A 25,433-nucleotide genomic window follows, 5' to 3' on the forward strand; every position below is an offset into this window, starting at 1 on the left:
CTGACGGCTTTTCATTTCATAAATTTCCCTAACCTCTTCTTATGATATTTCAAAAAAGATATCCTTTACATTCGGAGATGCAGGTATATAAGAATTAAATAGGGTTTTCACTAAAGTATTTTTTATATTGTTTAGGTGTTAAATTAGCGAATTTTTTAAAACTCTTAATAAAATGGGCTTGATCATAGTATCCATTTTCATAAATGATATCTAAAATGTCGGATCCGTCTTTTTTTAAATACATATCTAAGGAATTTTGAAACTTAACAATTTGAAAAAATTGTTTAGGGGAAAATCCAATATACGCCTCAAACTTTCTACGAATATGCTGTTCGGAATACCCAAGGGAATCGGATAATTCATGAACACTCAGCATGCCTTGAGAGGAATAGATTTTTTCAATAGCATAACGGATCATTTTTTTGTCTCTACCCATATCAGAAAGAATCCTTTGTAAATACTTTTCGAATTGTGTGATTCTCTTGCTGAAAGATTTCCCCGAAACAATTGATTCCATAATAGATTCATCATCAGGAAGCACCTCAAATAACGGAATATGCTGATCGAGAAGTTCTTTCATTGGGTAATTTAATTTAATTATACTTTGCTCTGGGAAAAATCTAACACCAAAATACTCACAGTCTGATCGGAATTTTGGTTCTTTTTTTCGATGGAAAGGGCTTGTCCAAAGGACGGCAGACGGATATGTTGGATCGCAACAAAATAAAAGATCAAAACTACCATCAGGAATAATCGAAAGAAGCGTAGTAGAATTAGGCACTGTTTTAAATTGGTAAAACAGTGCAATATTTTGGCTAAACCACAATCCAATGGGTTTAAACTCTTGATAAAAAAATGTATTTTTCGGAATTTCAGGTTGGGAAGGAAAAAAGTAATTTCGACTATTCTTATGTTTATTCATTTTGATGCTCCTTTCTTTAATAACAGAAGATGTAATAGATTAATGGAAGATTTGTAAATGGGCTAATTAAACATTTTGATAAATTTAAATTTTTTATATGAAAACATAATATCATTTACACTATATATATAGTGTTTAGTGTCAGAAAATCTTACGTGAAAATTGAAGGAAACATAACATAGTTTCGTTTTTTACAATAAATTCTACAAAAAAATAAATATTCTTAAAGAGTAATAAAGATGAAACGTATATAAAAATCAGATTATTGATTGCTAATTAAAGGGAGGAATTGCGTATGCAAACACATGAAATGAAAGTAAAAAAAGCTACTCATCCATTAGAGCCTTTAACAGCTGAAGAAATTACAAAAGCGGTAGCGGTTGTAAGAAAGGAAAAGAATATTAGCGAATCGACTAGGTTTGCACAAGTTGTATTACATGAACCAGTAAAAGAAGTTGCTCTAAATTTTAAAGAGGGAGATCCTTTTGAAAGAGAAGTATCTATTATTCTATTAGAGCCAAATACGAATGAAACATATGAAGCAGTCGTATCTCTTACAAAAAATCAGGTTGTTTCATGGGGGTTTATTCCAGATGTTCGACCGGGATTTATACTTGATGAATTTGAGGCAGTTGAAGAATTAGTTAAAAATGACCCAGACTATCAAGCAGCTCTTTTAAAACGCGGAATTACAGATCCGAGTTTAGTCATGATAGACCCTTGGTCATCGGGTTACTTTAATATCGAAGAAGATGAAGGCAAAAGACTTATTCGTGCATTAGGTTGGGTAAGACCAGATCATGGAGAGAATGGATATGCTTATCCAATTACAGGTCTAATTTCAGTAGTGGATGTAAATAAAATGGAAATCTTGAGAATTGAAGACTATGGTGTAAAACCACTACCACCAACAGATGGTGCTTATATACCTGAAGAAGCGAAAAGTTATCCAATCGAAACAAGACAAGATTTAAAACCATTGGACATTATTCAACCAGAAGGTCCAAGCTTTGAAATCGATGGACATTCAATTAAATGGCAAAAATGGAATATTCGATTTGGTTTTACTCCAAGAGAAGGGCTTGTTATTCATACAGTGGGATACGAGGATAAAGGAAAAGTACGTCCGATTCTATATCGTGCTGCTTTATCTGAGATGGTTGTTCCATACAGTGATACAAATCCTGCTCATAACTGGCAAAATGCTTTTGATGCTGGGGAATATGGGATCGGCCAGCTTGCGAACTCATTGGAGTTAGGTTGTGACTGTGTTGGACATATTCAATACTTTGATGCTGTGATGTCAAATAGTAAAGGTGAACCATTTATGGTGAAAAATGCAGTATGTCTTCATGAAGAGGATTACGGAGTGGCATGGAAACATACAGATTGGAGAACGAACCGAGTGGAAGTACGTCGCTCACGTCGTCTCGTCATCTCATTCTTTGCAACAGTAGCAAACTATGATTATGGATTCTTCTGGTCTTTCTATCCAGATGGAACCATTGAATGTGAAGTGAAATTAACAGGTATCTTAAATGTTGGTGCCCTAGATGAAGGAGAAAAACCTAAGTATGGAACTGAGGTTGCACCACAGGTGAATGCTCCATACCATCAACATTTCTTTAATTTCCGTATCGATCCAATGCTTGATGGGGTGAAAAACTCAGTAGTTGAAACACATACTGTCCCAGAAAAGCCAGGACCAGAAAACCCAAATAATAATGCTTTCTATACAGTATCAAATACGTTTAAAACAGAAAGTGAATCAGTACGTAATATTGATTTAGCTACACAAAGAACATGGAAAATTGTAAATTCTAATTCTAAAAACTTTGTTGATCAACCAGTAGGTTACAAAATTGTCACTGGAGAAAACTGTCTACCATTTGCAAGTGATGATGCAACAGTAATTCAACGTGCAGGATTTATTAAAAATCATCTCCATGTAACGAAATTTGATCGTGATCAAATGTATGCTTCAGGTAAATATCCTAACCAATCTAAAGGCGGAGATAGCTTAGAGCATTATGTAAAAGCAGACCGTCCGATAGAGAATGAAGATATTGTTGTTTGGTATACAATGGGTCATCATCATATTACTCGTCCAGAAGATTGGCCAATAATGCCAACTGCGTATCAAAGTTTCCAATTAAAGCCCGTAGGATTCTTTGATCGTAACCCGGCATTAGATCTTCCACGCCCGCAGGATAAAAACTCTGCTTGCAACATGACTAAAGGCGATTCCTGCCATTAATAAAGGATGAGGGAGTTGGTTTCATTGACCAACTCCCCTATTACAAATTTGGAGGTACAATGATGCTACTATTTATTAGTTCAATATTGATCGTTGCCTACACAATTTACTTTTGTATCCATACTGCGGCAAAAAAACAGTGCATAAGTTCAACAACTGGTATGTGTATTTCGATGTCATTAGGAATGGTAAGTAGTACAATGATTGGTCTCCTTCTTGCCCTTTTATTACCAGGTGAATTGGCTTATTCAACGGTATTATCGATTGGAGTCAGCTGTGTGGTCGCGTATTTTATAGGTGAAATTTTTGGATTATCAGGAATCATTGAGGCCATGGCTACAAGTTTGATGGGAGCCATGATGGGGGCAATGCTTGGAGAAATGATGCCAGAAAACCGTAAAGTTTTTATGATCATTGCAATGGATATCATTTATTTATTTTCTGTTATGTCTTTAATGCTCATGGTGAATAAAGAGGCAGTAAAAGAAAATCGAATGAAAGGAACTAAAGTAGCTCTACTTTTACTTTCATTGGTTTTATCCCTATCAGTTATCGGAATAGTGGCAACGGTAGAAAGTAGTGCTCAGGACGTCAACGAAAGTTCTCAAATAAATCATGAGCACCATCATTAGTATGGAGAAAATAAACCATATATATGGAGGAATCTTTTTCTTCGAAAAAAAGGGAGCTTCTTGCTCACATTACTTGCCTTTTTCTACATTATTCCGATTAGTACTTTAGCTGCTAAAACTACTCCGTCTATTGATTCACAGGAGATAGTAATAGTCTGAATTGAATATTTTTATTATTCTTCAATTTACTTTATTTTTGCATGAGTTTTTTTGCACAACAGTAACATGTGCTATGTGGCAGCCTGAAGGTAAAAACTGCAAAATTGAATGATTTATGCTAGGGCGCTTTATTAAAGTTTTTACTCCCTTTTGATCATAAAGATAATTGGGAACGATATTTAGAAACGGCCTTTACAACACCGTCCATTCTCAAAAATTTTAAAGATATGAAATGGAAACGAGTTGAAATGATTACCCTCTAATTGTGGATAATATTGGCTATGTGTGCACTCATCCATATCACAGCCCTTCTCAGCTTAAGCGTATGTACTCCACATTTTGCTAGAAGGGCTAAATATTTTAACTAGCGGAAACACTGAAAACTGTTCACCGTTACATTCGTTGTATTTCATTCATTTTTTCGTAAGGGGATTTTCCCCGTGCGTTCCAGAATAAAAGCTATGCTATACTGATTTTCACATCATTCATCTACATTCCGCTATTTTTTTATCTTTAATATACAGATATTAGCAACTTGTCGGATAATGACAAAAAAGTCCAGTCAAATGCCTGGATTTTTTTATTTGACTTAATATCCTCTAAAGGTTCGCTTAGGGGATATTCTTATTTTGTGTATTAAAATCAGTATAAATGGCATTGTTGTGAAAGTTTTCACTTAAACTAACGGATGCAGGTTAGTGATTATCTTATTTTCCTCTAAAGATAAATTTTACAACTTTTTTGAAAGAGTTGAAAATATCGATTTTTTCTCTTCTACCTGGCTGATAGAATAAAAGGGAAGGGGGAGAGACAATTGCTGCAGGAACATGTTTTTTTTGAAGACACAGAGAATGAAATAACCATCAGCAGTACCCGGATCGTGGATGGCATCCTCATAACCCGTGAAATGTCCGTGGCCTTTGCATCTGAACCGGTTCTTGCTACGATGCCCTTTAAAACACACTCGAAAGCTGCGTGCTTGTCCCTGCCTACGTTTCTAGTAAGCAACCAATGAATGCATTCCCTTACCGCTAGTGAGGTTGTCGGACTAGTGACGGCATTAATTAACCTTGCGGTAAATCTGCTTAACCTGTAATGGGTTAGGCTTTTTTACGTTGCGGACAAGCATTATATCAAAGCATTTAATAAAAAGTTGGCTATCTTTTGATAGCCAACTTGTCAGGGAGTGGAACTCTACAACAGAATAGGGGAAATACTCCATAACCACAATTACCCCTGTTTCAGTAAAGTTAAACCTAAAAATGCCGTCAGTAAGACAGCTGAATTGAAATTCCCGCGTTATTGTTGCTTTTTTGTCCGAAAACGTTAAGTTGCACGGCATATAAAGTAGAGTGCGCGACAACGCCAGGTCGTTCGTTTTATTTAGTGAGGGCGTCCGAAAACGGTTTGTCTCGCGTCATAGTTATTGTGTGGCTAAACTTTAGGGGGAGGTTTTTTTATGGAATTGGATTTATTGCAAATGTTCTTAGTTATTATTAGTTTTATGGTGGTAACGTCAACAAAGGTAATTGGCAACCTAGCTTTTTACGGGGTAATGATATATCTGCTAATTAGACGGGAAAAAATAAAAAGCCCTTTTTAGGGGCTTGGCTATAATAATCAGCACTTGTCCCATTCAGCTTTATTGGTGGGTGCATATGTTATTATTACCATATCAGCATTCATAAAAATTTACCTCCGAAGAGGCGTTTGCATTTGCATGCAGACGCTTTTTAACTGTAGGGAATTTTGGTAGCATCTCTCCCTTGTTTGGCAAGTAAAAAAGGGATTATCAATTTAGATGATCCCTTTCTTTATCAAAGGACTTGTATTTTTGAATAAGATTGAAATTTTTGTTGTTCACTTCCCCTATAAAACACATCCGGCGATAACATATAAGCCCCAGATTTTTTCTTGAGAAATCCTTTTTCAGCTAACGCTTTGAATATCTCGTTCACCGTTTTAGTACTAACTCCACACGCAGCTGCAATCTCCCTTTGAGTTCCAATTACCAAGTTTTCACCTAAGTTTATATTTCTTATTATGTAACTGACCACTGTTGCTTGCTGCTTACCTTCGATCAACTCTATCAAATTGGCCATGCTTGTCTTATACATCTTCACAAAATTTTGTCCCATTATTGTCCATTTTGAGTATTTAAATTTAGTTTCAAACTAATAACTTTCACTACGTTGTCAATTTTGAATCTAAAAAATTACTGCTAGCGCAGCAAGATATGCATAAAAGCATACCCGGCATAAGCATATCACCGCAAGCGGTGTTCCCTTTTTTGAATAAGAATGAAAGGGAGTAGAATATCATGAAAAAAATGTATACGAATATCATCAGAAATTATCCGAGTTAGAGAAATTAATTGATTCAATCAAATACAGCATGGAATATGTAGACGCGGCATTTACCCATCTTACAGAAGAACACAGCGATATTATTTCAATGGCACTTTCCTTGGCACAAGGAGATTTGAGAAAATCGCTGGAAAAATTCCAACATAGCCATGATACAATCGTTCAAAAATTATCGAATATTTATCCGTAAACTCAATTTGGTTAGGGGGTGTGTCCGCCCCTCCCGTTTTGATTCATCATTTCTTTCCGCGCTAGCGGTCACAAAATTATTACCAGCTAGCGCTGGCGGTAATAGTACATAAAAAGACTGTCCTCATTGGGCAGTTTTTTAAATTTTATAAAGGAGGAATAATTATGGGCATATTTCACAATGGCATTAAGTTTGCAAGCACCTTAGAGAAAAGTTGTTTAGTTTCAAGAATTCATCCGAAAGGAGTGGAACAACCAAAAGATTACTTTAAACTATTGATATAAACAAAGCAGATTCGATCCAAGCAGACGAGGAATTGATGCAACTACTTGGGAAAGATTCACCTACAGAAGAAGACTGGAGAACAGAGCTAGAGCAATCGAAAAAAGGAAAAATTTACAGCAATGCCTTCAATACCATAACAATTTTACAGTACGATGAACGGTTGAAAGGGAAGTTTGCTTTTAATCTTTTAGAACAAGGCCCGAAATCGTGGGAGAAGTACCTTGGCAAAGGTTTGATACTTCCAAAGCGATTACAGACCATGATGATTCCTGCTTACGAAACCATTTATCCATTCATTACGGCATTAAAGCAAAGGATATTATCCATGATGCCTTAAATCAAGTCGTATCAGAAAAGCAATACCATCCAGTGCGGGAATATTTGAATAGCGTTCGTGATAAATGGGACAAGAAACCACGATTGGCCACATTACTAATTGACTTTTTCGGTGCCGATGACACCGAGTTAACCCGACAGCAAACCCGATTGACATTAGTAGGAGCGGTTAAACGTGCCTTTGAGCCAGGCTGTAAATTTGACTATGTATTGAGCTTAAAAGGAGAGCAAGGCGTAGGAAAATCATCATTAATTCAAAAGCTGGCAGTTAAACCAGAATGGTTTTCCGATTCTCTTGATGATATGAGGGGCAAAAATGCCAAGGAACAACTGCTAGGAAATTGGTTTGTTGAACTCGGAGAAATGGCGGCAGTCAGCAAAGGGGATCAGAAGAGAACAAAACAACTTCTCACTTCAACCCACGATGAATATAGACTAGCATACGGAAGAAGATCGGTTAGCCAGCCAAGGCAATGTATTTTCATCGCGACCACAAATGATGAAGAGCCTTTGAAAGACGATACTGGTGGCAGGCTTTGGTGGATCGTTGATGTTAAAGACAAATGGTTCGAAAAAGAGTTCCCGCTTGAATTGGACCAAATATATGCGGAAGCGGTCTATCGATATGATTGCATGAAGAAAGATAATATCCCATTAAAACTACCTGCATGGCTGGAAGACGAAGCGAGAAAGATTCAGACTGAAAATACGGATAGAGGACTTTATGCGGGGGAAATCGAGGATGTGCTTCAAAGGGGATACATCGAAGAAAAAGATTATTCAACAGGAGCCATTACAAGGACACCATTTAATGAAACGTGCGCTTTCCATGTATGGGAAAAAGTATTGGGTCGTCACAGGAACGATATAAACAAAGCACTAGCCAGGGAAAATCAACGCTACATTGAAAAGTCTCGAAGGTTGGGAACTCGTACCTGGAGGAAGAAAAACATTCCATCCATACGGGAAAGCAACCGTCTATAGACGAAGGGACAGTTAAGGGGACATATGTCCTCTTTTATATGTCCGAAAGGGTTGAACCACAGAGCCACAAGGGATTCAATGGTTTTTACTCATAAACAAAGGACATATGATTTTTATATGTCCACAGGGGTTCATCCATAGAGCCACAAGGGGTTCAGCTATAAGAGGACATATAGGACATATGTTTTTCTATAAAACTAGAAATAGGGAGTAAGCAGCAATATATGAACCCATATTTAAGTCTAACTGTTTTTTATATGTCCATATGTCCGCAAAGTGGTTCATCCGTAGAGCCACAAGGGATTGAGCGAGGACATATAACGAGGATATATATATGTCCTCATATAAAGGAGAGAAGAAAAATGACTAACAATACTCTGAATGGGTTATTTGATGAAGTTGAAAATCCAGCAATAAGAGCAGCTTATGAAAGTTTATTGCCTAAATTATTAAACGCTCCATCCCACGAGATACCGAAATATTGGCGTTTACTTAGAAGTTTAGGTGAATGGGAAACAAGTGAAGTTGAACAATTAAAAATTGCACTTGAGCAAAATTGGACAAGAAGCAAAAGGGGGATCACCAATGACCAATGAACGACAGTACCGCATCCAGATGGAACGATGCTTAGTAATATTGACGGCAAAGGAAATCAACACTTTGCTTCAAAAGGATACGGAAATCTTTGCGACAGCTTTAAAGCGTGGGAAGTACCTTTTAAGGGGTCAGAAGCAAATGGAACGGGAACAGACGAAGTTTCAGAAGGAACAGGAATGATTGTGAGAGGGATTGCAATGGCAGCCCTTTTTTAATTCCGGCTACCGCAACAAAAATGGGGGAATTGATTAGTGAAAACTTTTGATAGTCTAACCGACAAGCAGAAAAAATTCGTAGAAATCTATATTGAGATAAGCAATGGCCATAAGGCGGCGGTTATCGCTGGGTACGCGGAAATCGGCGCGTCTCAAGAGGCTTACCGACTGCTTAGAAATCCCCGTGTGAAGGAATACATTGACGAATTGGAAAAGGAACGCCGTGAACGCATACAGAACCGTCTGGCAGCGATGGTAGAGCAAGCGGTTAAAAAGATGTTTGAGCTTGCGACTACTGCTGAATCCGAGTCTGTTCGTTTAGCTGCCATAAAGGATATTCTTGATCGGGCCGGCTACAAAGCGACGAACAAAGTGGAACAGAAGAATGAGCATATCGGGAAAATTACCTTCGGATTTTGTGACCCTGGCGAAGAGTAATTGCGGGCACACTCGCCAGAAGAGTCATCATTAAGGATGGGGCGGCCTGCCCTTTCCTTTCAACTAGAAAAAATCATTGATACTAAAGAGCTTAGCGATAGCAGGATTTTGTAATTGTGGGAGAAGTGGCACAATAAAAGAACAGCTGCCTTTGATGGCAGCACGTTCTTACCCGTATGATCCTGATTATACTGTTTAAATCATTTGCTTAATTAGAATCTGCGTCTTCTTCTTCTTTCTCTTTCGAATTCAAAGGGGAAAAAAGGGAAAAATGGGAAAAAAGGGAAAAATCCTCTTCTTCTAAAGTCATCACGAAAAAATCGATCTCTTCTAAAATCATCACGAAAAAAACCCATGTGTAATCATCTCCTTTCATTTCAGAAGCCTATATGACAAAGGACAGATTAACTTAACCCGCCCTTTGTTCCGTACAATTTAGTAGCCACTCATAAAAGAAGTTCCGACAATGATCAGCAATATGAAGAGTACAACGATTAACGCAAAAGCACTTCCCATTCCATCACCCATGTATAACGCCTCCAACTTTTCTTATTTAAATTTACTTTGCTCAAAAAAATTCCAACTATTTTGTTTATTTAACATTAGCAGACACTGGAAAGTACGATGATTAACAGAATGAACAATACAACGACTAATACAAAAGTACTGCCGCCGCCATAGCCACCGCCGCCATAACCGTAACCGTCGTATCCATAACCGCCGCCACATAAGCCCCACATACAAATCACCACCAATCGGACAAACGTTATTCTCCTTATGTATATTTTCTTAAGACAAGGGTTGATTGGACAAACATCATCGTGTTAGGAAGAAATCAGCGATTTGCTTAAACAATTTCTAAAAATGAAAAGAAGCGTCTGCAATAAATGCAAACGCCTCTTCGGAGGTATTGATGTATGCCTGGTGGCCTTGGATAGTAATAACATATGCACTCAGAATAAAGCTGAATGGGACAAGTGCTGAATAAAAGTAAATAAAATTGACCCTAAATAAATGAACAAATTTGGGTGTTGGAAAACGATGGCGTATAACGGGAATATGAACGCCTGAGGATGATGCTATCAGACTAGAACCCAATTATTCTGAGTTTACCAGTTTTGGACTTCACTAAAGTGGTAAACCAGCATAAATTAGATTATTAACCTGTAAAGGATGTTCTTATATGTCAGCAATCCCTTTTCAAATAATTATTGATGTTGTGAACGGTGGGGTTGTCAATTTTGGCGGTGCTTTGTATGTTAATCCTAAAAACGCTGTGAAGAGTAATCACGGTGCAGGCACTAACAATACAGGTATTCACATCGTAACGATTAATGGAGTTAGTTCCACTAATTCGTTAGATGCTGATGCAGTGGATCAGCCAATCGTTGATGATTAAAAGTAAATTAAGAAGTTTGGCAAATTCGAGGCATGACGGGCCCTGCTATTCCCTTACCTGGAACCGATAGGAAACTTAGTCTCTAGGGCTAGTTTTACCACTATTTCAGGATGCATTCTTGCCTCTGGCTCATCTAATAAAATAATATATTTTTCTTTAGTGGGTGTAAGTAGAGATTTTATTTGAATGTGGATGGGATAATACACCCGATTCTTCAGCTATGTATAAGTTAGAGTGTAGCCAGACCTCCATATCCTTACGCCACATACACCTTAATAAAATGTAGTTTCAAACACAAAAAAAGCCCTTGTAGGCTTTTTTTTGTGTTTTTAAAATATGCGTAATTGTTTTTATTAAAAGCAGATCACTGCCCTAACGATGATTAACAAGATAAACACTTTGAATATCGGAAATGAGTAATTGAAAGTGTACAAGAAAAGTTTAAAAGTGTCAAAGACCTAGGAGATAAGACGATAAGTCAATTATCAGAAGACGATATTCACTGGACTTTAAATGAAGGATCACATAGTGTTGCAGTAATCGTAAAACATTTAAGTGGAAATATGGTATCTAGATGGTCTGATTTTTTATCGTCGGATGGAGAAAAGCCTTATAGAAATCGCGAACAAGAATTCCAAGATAATATACTATCAAAGCAAGAATTGATTGCAATTTGGGAAAAAGGTTGGAATATACTTTTTAACACATTAAGTGATTTAGGAGAACAGGATTTATTAAAGAATATTTTTATTTGTAGTGAAAGCCATACGGTAGTTGATGCGATAGAAAGACAGATGGCTCATTACTCGTATCATATAGGGCAAATTGTTTATATTGGAAAGCAATTAAAAGATAAGGATTGGAAAAGCCTTAGTATCCCAGAAGGAAAATCAGAAGAATACTTAAAATATATGCAGAAAAAACGGAAAAATAAGCTTATTACGTAATTGGGCACTTTTCTTGAATTAGAAAAGCGCCTTTTTAAAGGAAATATTAAAAATAAATGGTAGGTAATCAGTGATGTAGAGTGATATTTTTTTCTGAAGGAGTGAATTTTTAATGAATTTTCGAATAGCTAATGAAGAAGATTTACAAGCAATTGTTCGATTACTTGCCGATGATGAATTAGGGTCTCAACGTGAACATTAGAAGAGCCATTGCCGGCTGATTATTATGAAGCATTTGCGGCAATTGAAGCACAAATTGGAAATCAGATTATTTTAGCTATTGAAGGTCAAACAGTGATTGGCTGCATTCAATTAACAATCATTTCTGGTTTAGCAAGACAAGGGATGAAACGAGCACAAATTGAAGGGGTACGGGTCGATCAGCAGTATCGAGGAAAAGGGTAGGAGAAGCTCTGTTAATAGGAGCGATCGCAATCGCGAAGTCTAAGGAATGTGGTCTTGTGCAATTGACAACCGACAAGCAACGTGACGATGCCCATCGTTTTTATAATCGGCTAGGATTTTTGGTGAGTCATGAAGGTAAGAAGCTAATCTTGTAAATTGAAAACTTTAATAATGGTTACTCCATTAAAGGGCGCTTTTCTTTAATAAGATTGGATCTTCAATAATCGTGCGCGATCATCTAATAAAGAATGTAAGTGTAACGTAAAAAATTGTTAGTATTCAATTATGTTTTTGTTGACGAACGTACGTTCTTAGATATAAAGTATATTTATGGGTAATAATGGTTGGTGGATACTGCCACTTGGAAATTACTTAAGCATTGTAAAAAAAATTAGAACTAAGGAGCTATTGAATGATGTCAATTAGTTTGAACCCGTATTTGTTTTTTGACGGTAACACGAGAGAAGCGGTCCATTTTTACGAGAAAGCGCTTGGCGGGAAAGTGATGGGTATCATGACGTACGGAGATATGCCGGCGGACCCGAATCATCCGTTGACGGATGACATGAAGGATCGCGTTATGCATGCACACTTGAAAGTCGGCGACGCGGATCTCATGTTCAGCGATACGTTCGCAGGCATGCCTTATCAGCCAGGCGATACGATTCAGATTGCCATCCATCCCAAAGAAGAGGCTAGAGCTAGAGAAATCTTCGCCGCTTTGGAAGACGGCGGACAAGTCATTATGCCCCTTCAGAAGACGGATTGGAGCCCCTTGTACGGGCAAGTAAAGGACAAGTTCGGCGTTACTTTCAACGTGAATGTCCCAGGAGAGCAACCGCAGTAATAGCAAACAGACTTCCGCTCCACCAACAAACAAAGCCTCCTGTTCGCGAATGGACAGGAGGCTTACTCAGTTGCAAATACAATGGTTGTGTGGCTAATGAGTAAATCATACGAGGCCAAGCTTCTTCAATAATCGGGCGCATTTCTTGAATAAGGATAGCGCTCTTTTACTTTTAAGGGCAAGATTGTTGAGTAAAGGAAGAAATTATTAGAAGAGGCAATAGATAAGCAGCTTGGAGAACTCCAAGCTGCTTATAAGTGAAATATTTTTTCTTTTTCTTATTTATACGGAGATGAAAACTCTTCTTTTAATATAGAGTACATCTTTAAATCTTGGTGTTTTCCTTTTACGAACATTCCTTTTCTAATTGTACCTTCAAAAGACATTCCTACCTTTTCCATTACTCGTTGTGAACCAATGTTTTCTACAAAGCATCTCGTCTAAATACGAATTAAATCCATTTTTTCAAACCCAAATTTTATGATTTCATTTGCGGCTTCAGTCGTTATACCCTTTCCCCAATATTCTTGAGAAATGACATATCCGATTTCGGCACTTTTATGAATTAGTTGCCACCAAACAAAATCAATAGTCCCGATAAATTTTCCATTTTTTTTATATTCTATCCCCCATGGAGCCACTTTCTTTTTTTCATATTGGCTTAATACAAATTCGACAAACTCTTTTGTGTCTGATAATGTTCGGTGAGTATTCCAAGTTACATATTTTGATACTTCTTGATTCGAACCATATGAATACATATCTTCTACGTCTTCTAAAGTTATTTTTCTAAGAACAAGACGTTCTGTTTCTAAAACAGGTAACTTACCGTATATTTTTTCAATCTCCATAAAACCACCTCTATTTTGGTAATTATTCCTATTATATATGATTTTCAAAATATAAAGAGAAAGTAGCATTCATTTTGGAAATGAACACTACCTTTAAAAAAATTGCTATTTTATTTGTTGTTTAATAGGCGAAGTGACAGGGGTGATAAAATGACCTTAGAAAAGACGTGTGAATTGGCACACTTCTTTTTCTTTATTTTCTAAGGTTTTTCATCATTTTGATTGGTTATTGACATAACAATTTGCCTCATTTTTTTTTAGGACAACATTTGTTGAACTCTTAAAAAAGAATGACAAATTGACTGCCAAATAAAAATCAAGCAATAAATGGTATAATAGATATTCATAAAGGCAGAGGAGGAATTTATTTTGAATCTACTAGAAACCATCCTTATTTCGGTGATTGGAATTATGGCAGCGATTGGAATTAGAGCAAATTTGGAATAAACAGCAAAAGATCTCAGAGTTGCTGTCTTTTGATTGGATAGACAAAGTACGGCAATAGGGAACTTTTATAGGAGTAAATCCTTTTCCTAATTGAGCTAACGGGGCAGTATTGTTGAAAAAGGAAATAGCTAAAAATTTGATGACAGACATGAGTTAAATAAGGTGATAAAAGGTTTCGGAGGAATATTTTGGAGAACTAAGAATCTTGAAGTTATAAAAAAATGGTACAGTGAAGTGTTGAAGATTGAAATAGAAAATTGGAATGGGACTGTGATAAAACCCCAATTAGGAAATGAAACTATCTTTTCTTTCTTTACCGAGAATGACAGTTATTTTCCAACAGAACAACAAGTGATGTTAAATTTCCAAGTACATAATCTAAACGAGACTATTAAGCATCTTGAACATATTGGTGTACCTCTTTGTAAAGAAAAAAGAGATTAGTGAATTTGGAAAGTTTATTTGGATTGAAGATCCAGAAGGTCGACTGGTCGAGCTTTGGGAGAAATAGCGAGTTGTAATTCATTTGTTATTGAGCTACCTTGTGCTTGAGTTTAATAAAGGAGCTGCGGCGGCAGCTGCATAATAAATGGTTTGCCGGCTACTTTTCTTACCATCAACCCAAATATGCACTAGTTACGGTTAATTAGGATGTGACTGGCAACGAAAAAGGGGCTTATCAGTTGTTTTCCGAAAGGGTTAAAATGCTTTATGAAAGGTATCAGTAAATAGATATAAGGTACCAAAATGTGGAATATTGTGATAAAATACTTCAAGTTTTTCACCACACGTGGTAGAATGGTGACATTCTCGGTTTTGGGAGAGTGGTTATTTTGAATAATTTTAAAGGCAATTCACGTGCAACGTCCAGAGCAAAAAGAAAAAAAACCAATTTCATTTTAAACGGATCAATTGTAATCGTACTTATACTTATTGCATTTGTTTCGTATTCGATTTTTTCGTCGGGAGATAACAAGGCAGCATCCCAAAAAAGTGTTCAAGCCTCATCCGAAAAACAATCGGATCACAACATAAAGAAGGATAAGCCAGCTGCGAAAAAGAGTTCAACAAGCAATCAAACAAATGACGACTCATCGTCCCAAGATCAAACTCAAAATGATCAAACGAATAGTGATACAGCATCAGCAGGCAATTCATCCTCATCTTCTTTGGGTAGCTCGCAGTCAAGTTCAACAACATCACCAGCACCGGAAACACCGGCACAAACGGGTCAGCAGCATATTACAAGCTATGATTCAAGTTCTCAAGATTGGCAGGAGATGCTGCAGACAATCTCTTCTGCTGCTGGAATAGATCAAAGCAATATGATTGTATGGTTTTTAGGGAGCGACAAAAGCAACCCAGGCGGCTCAGTCGGGACTGTATCAGCAAAAGCAAAAGGCTCGCAAAAATATCGTGTGTATCTCCAATGGGATGGCTCAGGCTATAAAGCAACAAAAGTTGAACCAGCTTCATAAAAAGGGAAATAGGATGTACCTAAGGGACATCCTCAGGCTGTCGAGAAACACTCGACAGCCTTTTATTTCACTTATTTTCTTTAATAATTTACCGCGTTAATTTGTTATAATATATATATATCAAATGCGGTCCAAAAATAAAGTAAAAGTAGTGACACGTCATGTTTGGGAAGAGCACAAGGAAAAAGTAAGATTAAACCGGTTTTCTAAATCAGGAAGGATGCATAATAAATTCAGAAAAGAAAAAATTGAGCGAAGCTTTGCAGATTCAAAAGTTCTGCATGGGCTTCGCTATTGCCGATTACGGGGATTAAAGAATGCAAGTGCGCAGGACCTTCTAGCTGCCGCTTCTCAGAACATGAAAATGATTGCCACACACCTAGCAAAGCTAGGTTAAGTGTAGGCAATCTTTATTAATACACATTCACAACACAGGATTTTAAGAGAGGATGCAGTACATACTGCACCTTGATTCGGGACGGAGTTGTGTGGAAGAGTCCCATTTGATCTTTGTTCAGCATTCGGCGCTTTAATGGAGTAACGAAAAGGAGCCCAATTTCTCTATTATAATATAGAGGAATTGGGCTTATTAATATTCGATTTTCCTTAACGTTGTAAATCCGCATTTTCCTGACACTACCCCTGGAAGTAAAAATGGAGTAAGTAGATACTTGTCAAAACACAAAAGGGGAGCACATCTTCACGCATATGGTTCATTAAAAACAACAATATGCTTTTGAATATTGTTACAACGAAAGACGATTAGCCTTACTTCTGTAGGAAGTAAGGCTAATCGTCTTTGATTTTAGGTTAATTGAAACCTGTCTTTTTTACAGTGGTTGTACATATAATGCAATAAAAAATGATTAAAGGTGGTTTTATGTGGGGACTAATTTAGGAATAATTATGAGTGCATTATGTACTGCGGTTGGAGCGGTGCCTGCTTTGTTATTAAACAATGTATCGCACCGCGTTAAGGATAATTTATTGGCATATAGTGCAGGGATTATGGTTGCAGCGTCTACCTATGCATTAATTCCTTCTACCTTAAAGCTTTCAAACATGTTCGTATTAACTTTAGGGATTTTACTCGGGACAGCTATGCTTACCATATTAGAAATTATCTTACCACATGAAGAAGTTGACCATTCAACCCATGGTTCTGGACAAGCAAGGCCACTTCTATTAATAGCTGCTATGGCTATACATAATATACCAGAGGGACTGTCAGTAGGAGTCAGCTATGCTAGTAAATATGAGGGTTTAGGATCCCTTGTTTCCTTTTCAATTGGACTTCAAAATATACCGGAAGGATTTCTTGTATGCTTATTTTTAGTTTCTAATCGTATTCCTAAAGTACAAGCTTTTTTATATACTGCTTTTACAGGAGCTATTGAGTTTGTATCAGCTTTTCTTGGAATCAATTTAACTGACCAATTCCTTAATATCGTACCATATGGACTAGCATTTGCAGCCGGAGCCATGCTTTTTGTTGTGTATAAAGAGTTAATTCCTGAAAGCCATGGAGATGGAAACGAACGATCGGCAACCTTTTCTTTTGTCATGGGACTATTAACGATGATTTTTATTATTGAGTTGTCAATCTAAATTTGGGACGGGTCGCCAAACCTTTAGTTGTCTCATTCAATCCTTTTTTATAGTGTTCTAACTTCATATGTGCCTCAGCTTTTCCTGTTAAAAGAGGGTGCTTCGCTATGCACTCAAATTCATCAAATATCTCTAAATGATGATCTAAGGTTTCTTTTATCTTCACTTGTTTATTTGCAAATCTGAATGGTACAGAATACCGTTTCCCTTTGTAAGAGACGAATGAATCTCTGCTAACTTCTCGTATTTCCCAATGTGAAATTGGAAAAGAGGGCTTCATGTTTGAGTTGCCTAAGTATTTCTGTTCTATCTCAAATCTCTTCAATGGTGACTCATTTGTTGTACCGTTTAGTTTTTTATTTGCAGTCTTATCTAGCCATAATCTAACATTCTCATTCAATGAGTGTAGTGTGGGTTGATGTTTGCGTTTCATAAAATTTTTCCTTAAATAACCAACAACGTTCTCAACTTTTCCTTTTGTTTGAGGTCTACTTGGTTTACATGCCTTCGGCACTATTCCATAGTAGGCAAGGAAATCCTCAAACTTTCTATTAAATCGTATCTCAACAGGGGTATGTTTGATTACTGCTGTTTTCATATTGTCATAGAGTATTTGCTCAGGTACTCCATTAAAATATGAGAATGCATTCATATGACATTTCATTAGAGTTTCTAAATCCATACTGATAGTAAACTCGATGTATTTCATCCTTGAATAACCTAGAACCATAACAAAGGCATAAACTTCTTTTATCTCTCCATCAACATCATATTTTCCTACATGAGCCCAATCCATCTGAGCCTGTTTTCCTGGAGGCGTCTCAAACCGTAAGGTTGCTTGTTTCTTTGGACTTTCTCTAAAAGGTCTTACAAAATCCCTTAAAATAGTTAACTTCCCTGTGTAACCAAGAGCTTCAATCTCATCTAGTAAAACCTCACAGTTAGTAGTTCCTTCTTTTACCCTTTGCAAAATATATGGCTTATAAGGATCTAATTTACTGCCTTTCGTGTCCACCTTCTTTTTAGCGGGTTGATTCAGTCGTAGCTTGTGGCCTAGGTGTTTTAGAAGATGAATACATAGGATTATTTGATATTGTAACGCATGAAAAATATAGGAACAAAGGTTATGGAGCCAAATTAATTAGATATTTGATATATTTGATACAGTGGGGTAAAGAAAATGGGGCTAAGAATGCCTATCTTCAAGTTGAATTAAATAATATTCCTGCATTAAACCTTTATTATAAATTGGGATTTAAAGAACAATACAGATATTGGTATAGAGTTAAAAAATAAAGGTGTGATCTTCCGCAATCGGGCGCATTTCTGTAGCAAGAAATGCGCCTTCTTTATGAATTGGGCCAGATTGTTGAATAAAAGAAGTAAATATTAAAAAGCAAAAGAAACTTCTGTCATAATTGGTATGCTCATTTTACTGTTATAACAAGTTCTTGTATGAATTGCGGACAGAACGGGAAGCCTTGTCGCAGATAAACCGCGTTTATCATGAGCGATTAAATAAATGGCTAAAAACCACTTAGTTAAGTCCGTTCTTGTTTTTTCCATCACGGTTCCAACGGTAACAGTGGCTTGATAACGGCATTTTTTGCATTCATAAAGCCTTTTCTTACGCGTTTTCGTCTCAAAATAAGCATCATGACTGCATTTCTCACAACAATAGCCGTTCGACCATTTCAATGAAAATAGATGGTCATGACAAGCCTCCTGAGTTGAAAACTGTTTTTGGAAAGAAATCAAACTCATTTGTTGGTATTTGGTCATTTTAAACACCCTTTCAAGAAACGTTTGTTTTTATCCATTATAAAGATGGAATAGAAATAATATTTCTTCACAATTTAAGATTTTTGTTGGAAAGGTCATAAACCTACTATAAAGTCATGGTTCAAAAGGGAATATTATGTTCTTTGTAAATGACTCTTTTTTCGTTCCCCCCTTTTTTGCCAAAAAATAATTGAAACAATTACAACAACAAAAATCCCTAATGCAAACATATACATACTATATTTGGATACGTACTCGTGAACAATTTTCCATTGTGGACCAAGAAAATTTCCTAGCGTAATAAAAGTAATACACCATAATGCCGCACCTGTAAAAGCAAATAAAGAGAACCTTTTGATTGAATAGCCATTTATGCCAGCAAGATAGGCAGTAATATGACGCACGCCAGGAATAAAGTATCCAATAATAAGCAAATACGGTCCTAACTTAGAATATAATTTTTTTGTTTTAACTATTCTAGGTTCCGTTATATGGATTTTTGGACCGAACTTGCGTAAAAAAGGCAGACCTAATTTCATTCCTAAAAAGTAACTAAGGGAGATTCCTACACACGTTCCTATTAATGCAAACAAAATTGAGGGTAGAAAAGACATTCTACCTTGATAGATATTATAACCGACAAATGTAAGAAGAACTTCGTCCGGTAAAGGCAATCCAATAATCCCGCCAACTAACGCGATAAAGATGCCGAAATATCCGAAATGCTCGATAAGATAATTAAAATGCTGCATGATGATTCCTCTTCTTTCAATGATTACAGGATGTTTTATAAGCCGTTTAATTAACAGACTTCCTCAAGTTGGCTTAGTTTTGTCCCTACTTCTAAAGTTATTCTCACATTAGCCTTTCAAAACACATTTTAATTGTGGTAGCGTCTTCATTGTAGGGAGTAAAGAAAAATGGGAATAATAATAAAGCTATTCCATATTCGTATGAATGGGAGGCTTAAGATGCACGAGATAGAGTTTATTAAACAATTTATCAAGCATCCAAGAACAGTTGGTGCTGTTATACCTAGCTCTAAACAACTTGCTAAACAAATGATTGCACCTATCCAATTTGCTAATGCTAAAAGTATTGTCGAATATGGGCCAGGTACTGGGATTTTTACTGAACAGCTCATTGAACATAAAGAGGATAAGACTGTATTGTTAGTAATTGAATCCAACGAAGGATTTTATGATACATTGAAGGATAGATACTGCGGTTTCCGAAATGTACACATTATCCATGACTCCGCTGAAAGAATAGATCGTTATATCCAAGAATATCAAGTTTCAAAGGTGAATTACATTGTCTCAGGATTGCCTTTTACGAGCTTACCTATCAGTGTTTCTAAAAATATTTTAATGAAAACTAAGGATATATTGGAAAATAAAGGAGAGTTCATTACTTTCCAGTATAGCCAATTTAAGAAAGAGTTCTTCGAATCCTTCTTCACTCATATTGAGGTGAAAAAGGTACATTGGAATGTTCCTCCTGCATATGTATTTATTTGTCGGGCATAACATTGAAAGCCACCAAAATGAGAATTAAGTCGTTAGGTACCTTTATAACTGTTGTTTGAGTAACTTTTTTCAAATTCTTCGATTCCAAGTAACAATATGTTCATTTTCTTTAGCACTTGCGGTTTTATTGAGTCAGCATAAAAGTAGGATTTGGTTTGGTTTAAGTCATCTCAAGTATTCAATCCAGTTATTTTCAATTTGCAGTGTAACTCCAAAAAAAGAGCAAACCATTTGATCTGCTCTTTTCTTTTCACTGATTTATTACAGTAGGATTTACCTTGTTTGGAATCATTTTTTGTTTCATTGCTTTTCTCATTGTCAAATAACGAGCAGCGAAATAAGAACCCAATACATAGATAACTGCTAGTGCTTGGAAAGATAGTGTCTTTACGGTAGGGAATATACAGAACCAGACTCCCGCCCAATTAGGAATATTAATATTGATGGAAGCGGTACTTATCCAACCAGCAAGAAGCAGTTTAATAAGAGTTCCATTTAAAAAGGAACCGCGATAGGCGATTCCTAAGATTATTATTTATTTGCTGCGTTTATGGTACTAAGTGAATTGTTAAGTGCTGTTTTACACTTGTTTACATCAGGATTCGATGAACGAACTGCTGCTAATACAACATCAATTGTTCCATCAATTTTCGTCCATGAAGCGCCATCGATTTTTCGAAGCTTAGGTTCCTGTGTGTCCCATTGATGTTCTAATTCATCTGCCCCTTTTTTTGCTGAAGCAAAGTCATTTTTGTTTACAGCGTTTAGTATATCATTTTCGATTTTTACAAAATCGTTTAACTGTCCAGATAATGTAGTTTGTGAGGCACCAGATTTTGATGTTGATTTATTTGCACCTTTTAAGACACTAAGTGAATTAGTAAGTGCTGTTTTGCTTTGTTTAACATCAGGTTTTGAAGAACGAACTGCTGCTAGCACAGAGTCAATTGTTCCATCAATTTTTGTCCATGTAGTGCTATCAATTTTTCGAAGCTTAGGTTCTTGTGTATCCCACTGATGTTCCAAATTATCAGCGCCTTTTTTTGCTGAAGAAAAGTCGTTTTTATTTACAGCGTTTAGCATATCATTTTCAATTTTAACAAAATCGTTTAATTGACCTGCTAATGTAGCTTGCTCTTCAGCACCTTGTGATGCAATATTATTACTGCGCCAGTTATAACCACCTATACCAACAACTAAGAAAATTACGAGTACAACAATCGTTTGTGTTAGCACATGTTTCTTATTTGCATTTCTTTGGTTTGTTTCCGCTATATCACTTTTAGCATTTGTATCAATTTTTGAAACGGCAAGGAAAACGATGATCGCTAAAATAGCGATAAGAAAAATCACACTCGTAACGGTTGTCCCGAGTCCTAATCCGCCATTTACTTTTGATTGAGATAGGTAATCTCCAATTGACGCTCCAAGCGGACGAGTTAAAATATACGCAATCCAGAAAGCTAATACTCCGTCAAGTTTCAAAAATTTATAAGCTAAGAACACAAGAGCAATAATAATAACAACGCCTATTCCTGTGTTAAGATAACCAAAACCAAGTTGTTCGGAATATAAATCGCCGACCGCTGTTCCAAGTGCAAAGGTGAAAAGGATCGTAAGCCAGTAGAAAACCTCTCTTTTTCTAGTAAAAATCGAGTGGATCGATAGTGTTTTTTCACTAAGATACCATAATAGAAAAGTCAGTCCTAGTAGCACCGAGAAAACAGCTGTGCTAACCTCAAGTGGTACGCCCATATTATCTGTCAAGTTATCCGTTACCAATGTTCCAAATACGCTTATAAGAACAACTGTTACCCAGTAAATCGCTGGTACATATTTGCTTGCTTTAAATTGAAAAAACAATGCAATAAAAAATGCAGCTCCCATAATAATGGTAGTAAGAGTTAAACCAAGTCCAATGTTGAAATTGATGAAATCAGCAAATGTTTCACCAACAGTTGTACACAAAATTTTGATGATCCAAAAGAAAATCGTCACTTGTGGCACTTTGTTAAGTAAAATTTTCATTTTATTTTGGTTTTCTTGCATATATAATCTCCTTTCTTTAAAGTGGTTTCCCACAACTTAATTTTATTTCTCTCTCTAAACAAGGATACCCATCCAAATCCAAGTTTATCATTTAGGAGGTCCGCGCTGTTTCTCCCACAATGGTTGCCATAATCTTGACGATTTCAAAAAATATGGTGACTTGTGTTTCTTTGCTTATCATTTACCGATCTGAAGGTAGGACTATTTCAGTTTGTTCAGAAAATGCTAAGTTTTCTTAAAAAGGAACGCATCTCCTTTTTGGAAGTAGTCATTGTTTCCATCGCTTATTTTCATTTGAGATGATGTTAGTCTCTACTTCTCTACTATAATAGAAATTGGGGGGCTATTTATTAAAAACTGATTAAAATAAACTTAAGTGTCTATTAAGTTTAAGCGGCATTTTCTTCTTGTACTTAAGGGCCAGGAGTGTTGAAGGAGGGAAAGTAATTTTTCATACTGGTAGAAGAAAAGGATGAGAAGGGATTACTTGAAGTTATTTTACCAGAAAGGGGAAATATTAAGGTTTTCAAGTCTATCCCAATTTCATTGTGATGGTATCTCAATCTTTTCCTTATATTATCCATTCATCAGGTTTTACAATATTGTAAAACCTCATTAAATTCCTTTCGAAAAGTTTGTGAAGAAATACACTTAAAGTAAAGGGTGCTTTAACTTAATATAGAAAAACTTTAATAAACCGAAAATATACAGGTTTTTATTCACAAACTGTTTAATTTCGGCTATTTTCTATAAAAAACATACTGCCATAAACTAACATCTGGTTAAAATGACACTTGGTCAAAAAAAGAGCCATTTTCACGGCTCTTTTTGTTTTGGGGAAACCTGTAAATTAAAGGGGGTGGATATAAATAATAGAAATCCGTTCAGAAAAATAAAAGATGTGAAACCGACAATTTCTAGCAATCTTAAAGATTGTATATATCGCTTGTCATCACAAATAAGGGGTAGCGTTAGGAAAAAAATCCGGATTTACAACGGTAGGAAATCCAAATATTAAAAAGCATAATTTCTCAATTACAATACCGAGAAAATATGCTTTTAGTACTTCATAAAAGGCGCGCTGTTGTAATGGTCGGCTTTTCATTTTTTATATCATATTCTGTTAAATTAAAGGAGCATCAGTAAAAAGAAGCTGTTGTTCATTAGGAGTTAGTATGAAATATTCATTTATACGCTTTATCCTAGTAGGTATTGTTAATACTATAGTTGGATTATTGATGTACATTTTTTTCATGCATTTGGTTTTTCCTATTGGCTATCTACTTTTCTTGGTAATACGTTAGGGGCATGTGTTAGCTACTTTTTAAACAGAAACTTTACATTTAATACCGAAAATTCGGTAACTCATAGTGCATTCCGATTTGTAATAGTCATATTGTGCTGCTACTTTATTTCCTTTGATTTAGGGAAAAAGTAGCGGTATGGATTCTACAATCGAATGATCTCTTTAATATAAAGGTAAAATCAGACTTAGCCATCTTGATAAGTACAGGGTTGTATACGGTGTTAAATTATTTGGACAGAGATTATTTGTGTTTCCTATCAATAAAATAAAGGCAGGAAATGTAAATATTCAAAAAAAAGAGGATTATCATTTATGAAATTAAAATCACATCTTGTCATTGCATTTATCATTAGTACCGTTTGTATTTTGGGCTTTAGTTTAATGTCTTTATTAATCAGTGATTATAAGATCCTTCACTTTGACAGCAAGGTCATCGCAGCTATTCAAGGATTGGAATCACCATCCTTGACAAGTGTTATGAAATTTTTTACTTTTATAGGGTCTGCACCCTTTGTGATTGTCCTGAGCCTTATTTTATTGTTTTTTCTCTATAAAGTATTACACCATCGAATGGAATTACTTTTATTTATTGCTTCAATAATAGGCTCATCCGCTTTAAATGGACTTTTAAAACAGTTGTTTCATCGTGTTCGGCCCAACTTACATCGCTTAATTGACGTAGGAGGATACAGTTTCCCCAGTGGCCATGCTAAGAATGCCTTCACCGTTTATGCAATCATCACATTTTTATTATGGCGTCATATTCCAAGAAAATTGGGAAGAAGCATTCTTATCCTTTTTAGTATTTTCATGATTCTTGCAATCGGGATTAGTCGGATTTATTTAGGGGTACATTACCCTAGTGATATTGTTGGGGGTTATTTCGCAAGTGGCTTCTGGTTGGCGACAGCTATTTGGTTTTTCCAATTTTACCAAGAAAAGCGTAATAAGTTAGGGGATAGAACTGATAAATCTTCGGATTGAAAAATTGAAGTGATGCGAGTATACAGGAGGTTGTTCAACAGCCTCTTTTATTATGGAGTTTATTAAAGCAGTTCAGTATAAATAATCCTACACACTGACACGATTCAATCATGATGGAGCCTCCAAATGGCATCACAAATTTAACACAAACCTCTGAACATTCAGTAATTCCTAAATCAAGCAAGCGTCTTTGAACAAGGTGACCAACCTGAGAATGTCAATAATTTTTCTCTTATCCCCTATTTTTAATAAACTAAAAATGTCTATCACCCATCATAATAAATTCAAAATTTTTCCAGATTATCACAGATAGTACGGCTAGCGACTACATTCCATAGGTTCCCGATCGATTTATGGCTTACGCCGCCATACCGTACGAGCAGAAAACCGGAAAATCAAAAGATTGAAAGACCAAAAGAA

Annotated in this window: 23 protein-coding genes and 7 pseudogenes; 20 read left to right on the forward strand and 10 right to left on the reverse strand. The window is 36.1% G+C overall.

From position 1 onward, the window contains the following. Positions 1 to 94: 94 nt before the first annotated feature. Complete coding sequence (locus CCK98_RS33170; RefSeq protein ID WP_088090840.1) at positions 95 to 922, reverse strand: helix-turn-helix domain-containing protein; 828 nt, start codon at positions 920 to 922, stop codon at positions 95 to 97. A 295-nt stretch (positions 923 to 1,217) separates the two neighbouring features. Here CCK98_RS33170 and CCK98_RS33175 point away from each other — a divergent pair, with 295 nt between their 5' ends. The 3 genes from CCK98_RS33175 (at position 1,218) to CCK98_RS35870 (ending at position 5,573) form a co-directional block, all read left to right on the forward strand. Then, positions 1,218 to 3,179 carry a primary-amine oxidase gene (locus CCK98_RS33175; RefSeq protein ID WP_088090841.1) on the forward strand — a complete coding sequence of 654 codons (1,962 nt, stop codon included), beginning with the start codon at positions 1,218 to 1,220 and terminating at the stop codon, positions 3,177 to 3,179. Between the two features lie 59 nt (positions 3,180 to 3,238). Next, a complete protein-coding gene (locus tag CCK98_RS33180) occupies positions 3,239 to 3,811 on the forward strand; it encodes a hypothetical protein (protein WP_142292255.1) in 573 nt (190 codons plus the stop codon). Between the two features lie 1,618 nt (positions 3,812 to 5,429). Then, a complete protein-coding gene (locus tag CCK98_RS35870) occupies positions 5,430 to 5,573 on the forward strand; it encodes a hypothetical protein (RefSeq protein WP_179196064.1) in 144 nt (47 codons plus the stop codon). A 214-nt stretch (positions 5,574 to 5,787) separates the two neighbouring features. On the opposite strand, the gene CCK98_RS33190 is transcribed toward CCK98_RS35870, so the two are convergent. Further along, positions 5,788 to 6,108 (reverse strand): replication/maintenance protein RepL, encoded by a 321-nt coding sequence (locus CCK98_RS33190; protein WP_088090844.1) that lies wholly within the window; start codon positions 6,106 to 6,108, stop codon positions 5,788 to 5,790. Between the two features lie 734 nt (positions 6,109 to 6,842). On the opposite strand from CCK98_RS33190, the gene CCK98_RS35875 reads away from it, so the two are divergent. From CCK98_RS35875 to CCK98_RS33210, 5 genes are all read left to right on the forward strand, one after another. Then, positions 6,843 to 7,148: a hypothetical protein gene (locus CCK98_RS35875; RefSeq protein ID WP_179196065.1), complete on the forward strand. Its 306-nt coding sequence runs from the start codon at positions 6,843 to 6,845 to the stop codon at positions 7,146 to 7,148. A 44-nt stretch (positions 7,149 to 7,192) separates the two neighbouring features. Next, entirely contained in the window at positions 7,193 to 8,131 is a 939-nt protein-coding gene (locus CCK98_RS33195) for a virulence-associated E family protein (RefSeq protein WP_179196066.1), read from the forward strand. 362 nt (positions 8,132 to 8,493) lie between these two features. Beyond that, a complete protein-coding gene (locus CCK98_RS33200; RefSeq protein WP_088090846.1) occupies positions 8,494 to 8,727 on the forward strand; it encodes a hypothetical protein in 234 nt (77 codons plus the stop codon). Positions 8,728 to 8,754: 27 nt separating this feature from the next. Then, entirely contained in the window at positions 8,755 to 8,943 is a 189-nt protein-coding gene (locus CCK98_RS33205; protein ID WP_142292256.1) for a hypothetical protein, read from the forward strand. Positions 8,944 to 8,979: 36 nt separating this feature from the next. After that, a complete protein-coding gene (locus CCK98_RS33210; protein WP_088090848.1) occupies positions 8,980 to 9,381 on the forward strand; it encodes a terminase small subunit in 402 nt (133 codons plus the stop codon). Between the two features lie 435 nt (positions 9,382 to 9,816). Here CCK98_RS33210 and CCK98_RS33215 read toward each other — a convergent pair whose 3' ends face one another. Next, entirely contained in the window at positions 9,817 to 9,897 is an 81-nt protein-coding gene (locus CCK98_RS33215) for a YjcZ family sporulation protein (protein ID WP_269320614.1), read from the reverse strand. An 86-nt stretch (positions 9,898 to 9,983) separates the two neighbouring features. Continuing rightward, positions 9,984 to 10,121, reverse strand: a complete 138-nt coding sequence (yjcZ, locus tag CCK98_RS33220) for a sporulation protein YjcZ (protein ID WP_088090849.1) — start codon at positions 10,119 to 10,121, stop codon at positions 9,984 to 9,986. A 443-nt stretch (positions 10,122 to 10,564) separates the two neighbouring features. On the opposite strand from yjcZ, the gene CCK98_RS33225 reads away from it, so the two are divergent. The 4 genes and pseudogenes from CCK98_RS33225 to CCK98_RS33240 all read left to right on the forward strand — a co-directional run bounded on the left by CCK98_RS33225 (position 10,565) and on the right by CCK98_RS33240 (position 12,979). Continuing rightward, positions 10,565 to 10,780 (forward strand): spore germination protein, encoded by a 216-nt coding sequence (locus tag CCK98_RS33225; protein WP_088090850.1) that lies wholly within the window; start codon positions 10,565 to 10,567, stop codon positions 10,778 to 10,780. Between the two features lie 378 nt (positions 10,781 to 11,158). Further along, positions 11,159 to 11,727, forward strand: a pseudogene (locus CCK98_RS33230) (DUF1572 domain-containing protein). A 112-nt stretch (positions 11,728 to 11,839) separates the two neighbouring features. Then, positions 11,840 to 12,287 (forward strand): annotated as a pseudogene (locus CCK98_RS33235) (GNAT family N-acetyltransferase). A gap of 260 nt (positions 12,288 to 12,547) precedes the next feature. After that, positions 12,548 to 12,979: a VOC family protein gene (locus CCK98_RS33240; RefSeq protein ID WP_088091083.1), complete on the forward strand. Its 432-nt coding sequence runs from the start codon at positions 12,548 to 12,550 to the stop codon at positions 12,977 to 12,979. 278 nt (positions 12,980 to 13,257) lie between these two features. On the opposite strand, the pseudogene CCK98_RS33245 reads toward CCK98_RS33240, so the two are convergent. Continuing rightward, positions 13,258 to 13,830, reverse strand: a pseudogene (locus CCK98_RS33245) (GNAT family N-acetyltransferase). 609 nt (positions 13,831 to 14,439) lie between these two features. Here CCK98_RS33245 and CCK98_RS33250 point away from each other — a divergent pair. From CCK98_RS33250 to CCK98_RS33265, 4 genes and pseudogenes are all read left to right on the forward strand, one after another. Further along, positions 14,440 to 14,788: pseudogene (locus CCK98_RS33250) on the forward strand (VOC family protein). A gap of 322 nt (positions 14,789 to 15,110) precedes the next feature. Beyond that, on the forward strand, positions 15,111 to 15,755 hold the full coding sequence (locus CCK98_RS33255) for a YrrS family protein (RefSeq protein ID WP_179196067.1): 645 nt from the start codon (positions 15,111 to 15,113) through the stop codon (positions 15,753 to 15,755). Positions 15,756 to 15,882: 127 nt separating this feature from the next. Next, positions 15,883 to 16,152, forward strand: a pseudogene (locus CCK98_RS33260) (transposase); the annotation flags it as partial. Positions 16,153 to 16,661: 509 nt separating this feature from the next. Then, a complete protein-coding gene (locus CCK98_RS33265; RefSeq protein WP_088091084.1) occupies positions 16,662 to 17,363 on the forward strand; it encodes a ZIP family metal transporter in 702 nt (233 codons plus the stop codon). A gap of 7 nt (positions 17,364 to 17,370) precedes the next feature. On the opposite strand, the pseudogene istA reads toward CCK98_RS33265, so the two are convergent. Then, positions 17,371 to 18,408 (reverse strand): annotated as a pseudogene (gene istA / locus CCK98_RS33270) (IS21 family transposase); the annotation flags it as partial. Between the two features lie 32 nt (positions 18,409 to 18,440). Here istA and CCK98_RS33275 point away from each other — a divergent pair. After that, positions 18,441 to 18,659 (forward strand): GNAT family N-acetyltransferase, encoded by a 219-nt coding sequence (locus CCK98_RS33275; RefSeq protein WP_088090854.1) that lies wholly within the window; start codon positions 18,441 to 18,443, stop codon positions 18,657 to 18,659. Positions 18,660 to 18,752: 93 nt separating this feature from the next. Here the strand turns inward: CCK98_RS33275 and CCK98_RS33280 are convergent, their stop codons facing one another. Beyond that, complete coding sequence (locus CCK98_RS33280) at positions 18,753 to 19,145, reverse strand: transposase (RefSeq protein ID WP_088090855.1); 393 nt, start codon at positions 19,143 to 19,145, stop codon at positions 18,753 to 18,755. Between the two features lie 134 nt (positions 19,146 to 19,279). Continuing rightward, entirely contained in the window at positions 19,280 to 19,897 is a 618-nt protein-coding gene (locus CCK98_RS33285; protein ID WP_179196068.1) for a DedA family protein, read from the reverse strand. Between the two features lie 219 nt (positions 19,898 to 20,116). On the opposite strand from CCK98_RS33285, the gene CCK98_RS33290 reads away from it, so the two are divergent. Next, a complete protein-coding gene (locus tag CCK98_RS33290) occupies positions 20,117 to 20,674 on the forward strand; it encodes a class I SAM-dependent methyltransferase (protein ID WP_088091085.1) in 558 nt (185 codons plus the stop codon). A gap of 531 nt (positions 20,675 to 21,205) precedes the next feature. Here CCK98_RS33290 and CCK98_RS37160 read toward each other — a convergent pair. After that, complete coding sequence (locus tag CCK98_RS37160) at positions 21,206 to 22,723, reverse strand: hypothetical protein (RefSeq protein WP_088090857.1); 1,518 nt, start codon at positions 22,721 to 22,723, stop codon at positions 21,206 to 21,208. Between the two features lie 1,234 nt (positions 22,724 to 23,957). Here CCK98_RS37160 and CCK98_RS36705 point away from each other — a divergent pair. Together CCK98_RS36705 and CCK98_RS33310 are read left to right on the forward strand one after the other, a co-directional pair. Then, positions 23,958 to 24,161: a GtrA family protein gene (locus tag CCK98_RS36705; protein WP_256942646.1), complete on the forward strand. Its 204-nt coding sequence runs from the start codon at positions 23,958 to 23,960 to the stop codon at positions 24,159 to 24,161. Between the two features lie 180 nt (positions 24,162 to 24,341). Beyond that, on the forward strand, positions 24,342 to 25,013 hold the full coding sequence (locus CCK98_RS33310; RefSeq protein ID WP_088090858.1) for a phosphatase PAP2 family protein: 672 nt from the start codon (positions 24,342 to 24,344) through the stop codon (positions 25,011 to 25,013). 34 nt (positions 25,014 to 25,047) lie between these two features. Here the strand turns inward: CCK98_RS33310 and CCK98_RS36710 are convergent. Beyond that, positions 25,048 to 25,274: pseudogene (locus CCK98_RS36710) on the reverse strand (ferrous iron transport protein A). Positions 25,275 to 25,433: the final 159 nt, after the last annotated feature.

Source organism: Bacillus sp. OV166 (genome assembly GCF_900177675.1).
Lineage (GTDB): Bacteria > Bacillota > Bacilli > Bacillales > Cytobacillaceae > Neobacillus.

Bases quoted from the DNA above. Each gene is read 5' to 3' on its own strand.
- CCK98_RS33265 (WP_088091084.1), top strand. From the start codon at position 16,662: ATGAGTGCATTATGTACTGCGGTTGGAGCGGTGCCTGCTTTGTTATTA.
- CCK98_RS33200 (WP_088090846.1), top strand. From the start codon at position 8,494: ATGACTAACAATACTCTGAATGGGTTATTTGATGAAGTTGAAAATCCA.
- CCK98_RS33290 (WP_088091085.1), top strand. From the start codon at position 20,117: ATGCACGAGATAGAGTTTATTAAACAATTTATCAAGCATCCAAGAACA.
- CCK98_RS37160 (WP_088090857.1), bottom strand. From the start codon at position 22,723: ATGCAAGAAAACCAAAATAAAATGAAAATTTTACTTAACAAAGTGCCA.
- CCK98_RS33170 (WP_088090840.1), bottom strand. From the start codon at position 922: ATGAATAAACATAAGAATAGTCGAAATTACTTTTTTCCTTCCCAACCT.
- CCK98_RS33205 (WP_142292256.1), top strand. From the start codon at position 8,755: ATGCTTAGTAATATTGACGGCAAAGGAAATCAACACTTTGCTTCAAAA.
- CCK98_RS33190 (WP_088090844.1), bottom strand. From the start codon at position 6,108: ATGGGACAAAATTTTGTGAAGATGTATAAGACAAGCATGGCCAATTTG.
- CCK98_RS33225 (WP_088090850.1), top strand. From the start codon at position 10,565: ATGTCAGCAATCCCTTTTCAAATAATTATTGATGTTGTGAACGGTGGG.
- CCK98_RS33175 (WP_088090841.1), top strand. From the start codon at position 1,218: ATGCAAACACATGAAATGAAAGTAAAAAAAGCTACTCATCCATTAGAG.
- CCK98_RS33310 (WP_088090858.1), top strand. From the start codon at position 24,342: ATGAAATTAAAATCACATCTTGTCATTGCATTTATCATTAGTACCGTT.
- CCK98_RS33240 (WP_088091083.1), top strand. From the start codon at position 12,548: ATGTCAATTAGTTTGAACCCGTATTTGTTTTTTGACGGTAACACGAGA.
- CCK98_RS33280 (WP_088090855.1), bottom strand. From the start codon at position 19,145: ATGACCAAATACCAACAAATGAGTTTGATTTCTTTCCAAAAACAGTTT.
- CCK98_RS33285 (WP_179196068.1), bottom strand. From the start codon at position 19,897: ATGCAGCATTTTAATTATCTTATCGAGCATTTCGGATATTTCGGCATC.
- CCK98_RS33180 (WP_142292255.1), top strand. From the start codon at position 3,239: ATGATGCTACTATTTATTAGTTCAATATTGATCGTTGCCTACACAATT.
- CCK98_RS33215 (WP_269320614.1), bottom strand. From the start codon at position 9,897: ATGGGAAGTGCTTTTGCGTTAATCGTTGTACTCTTCATATTGCTGATC.
- CCK98_RS35870 (WP_179196064.1), top strand. From the start codon at position 5,430: ATGGAATTGGATTTATTGCAAATGTTCTTAGTTATTATTAGTTTTATG.
- yjcZ (WP_088090849.1), bottom strand. From the start codon at position 10,121: ATGTGGGGCTTATGTGGCGGCGGTTATGGATACGACGGTTACGGTTAT.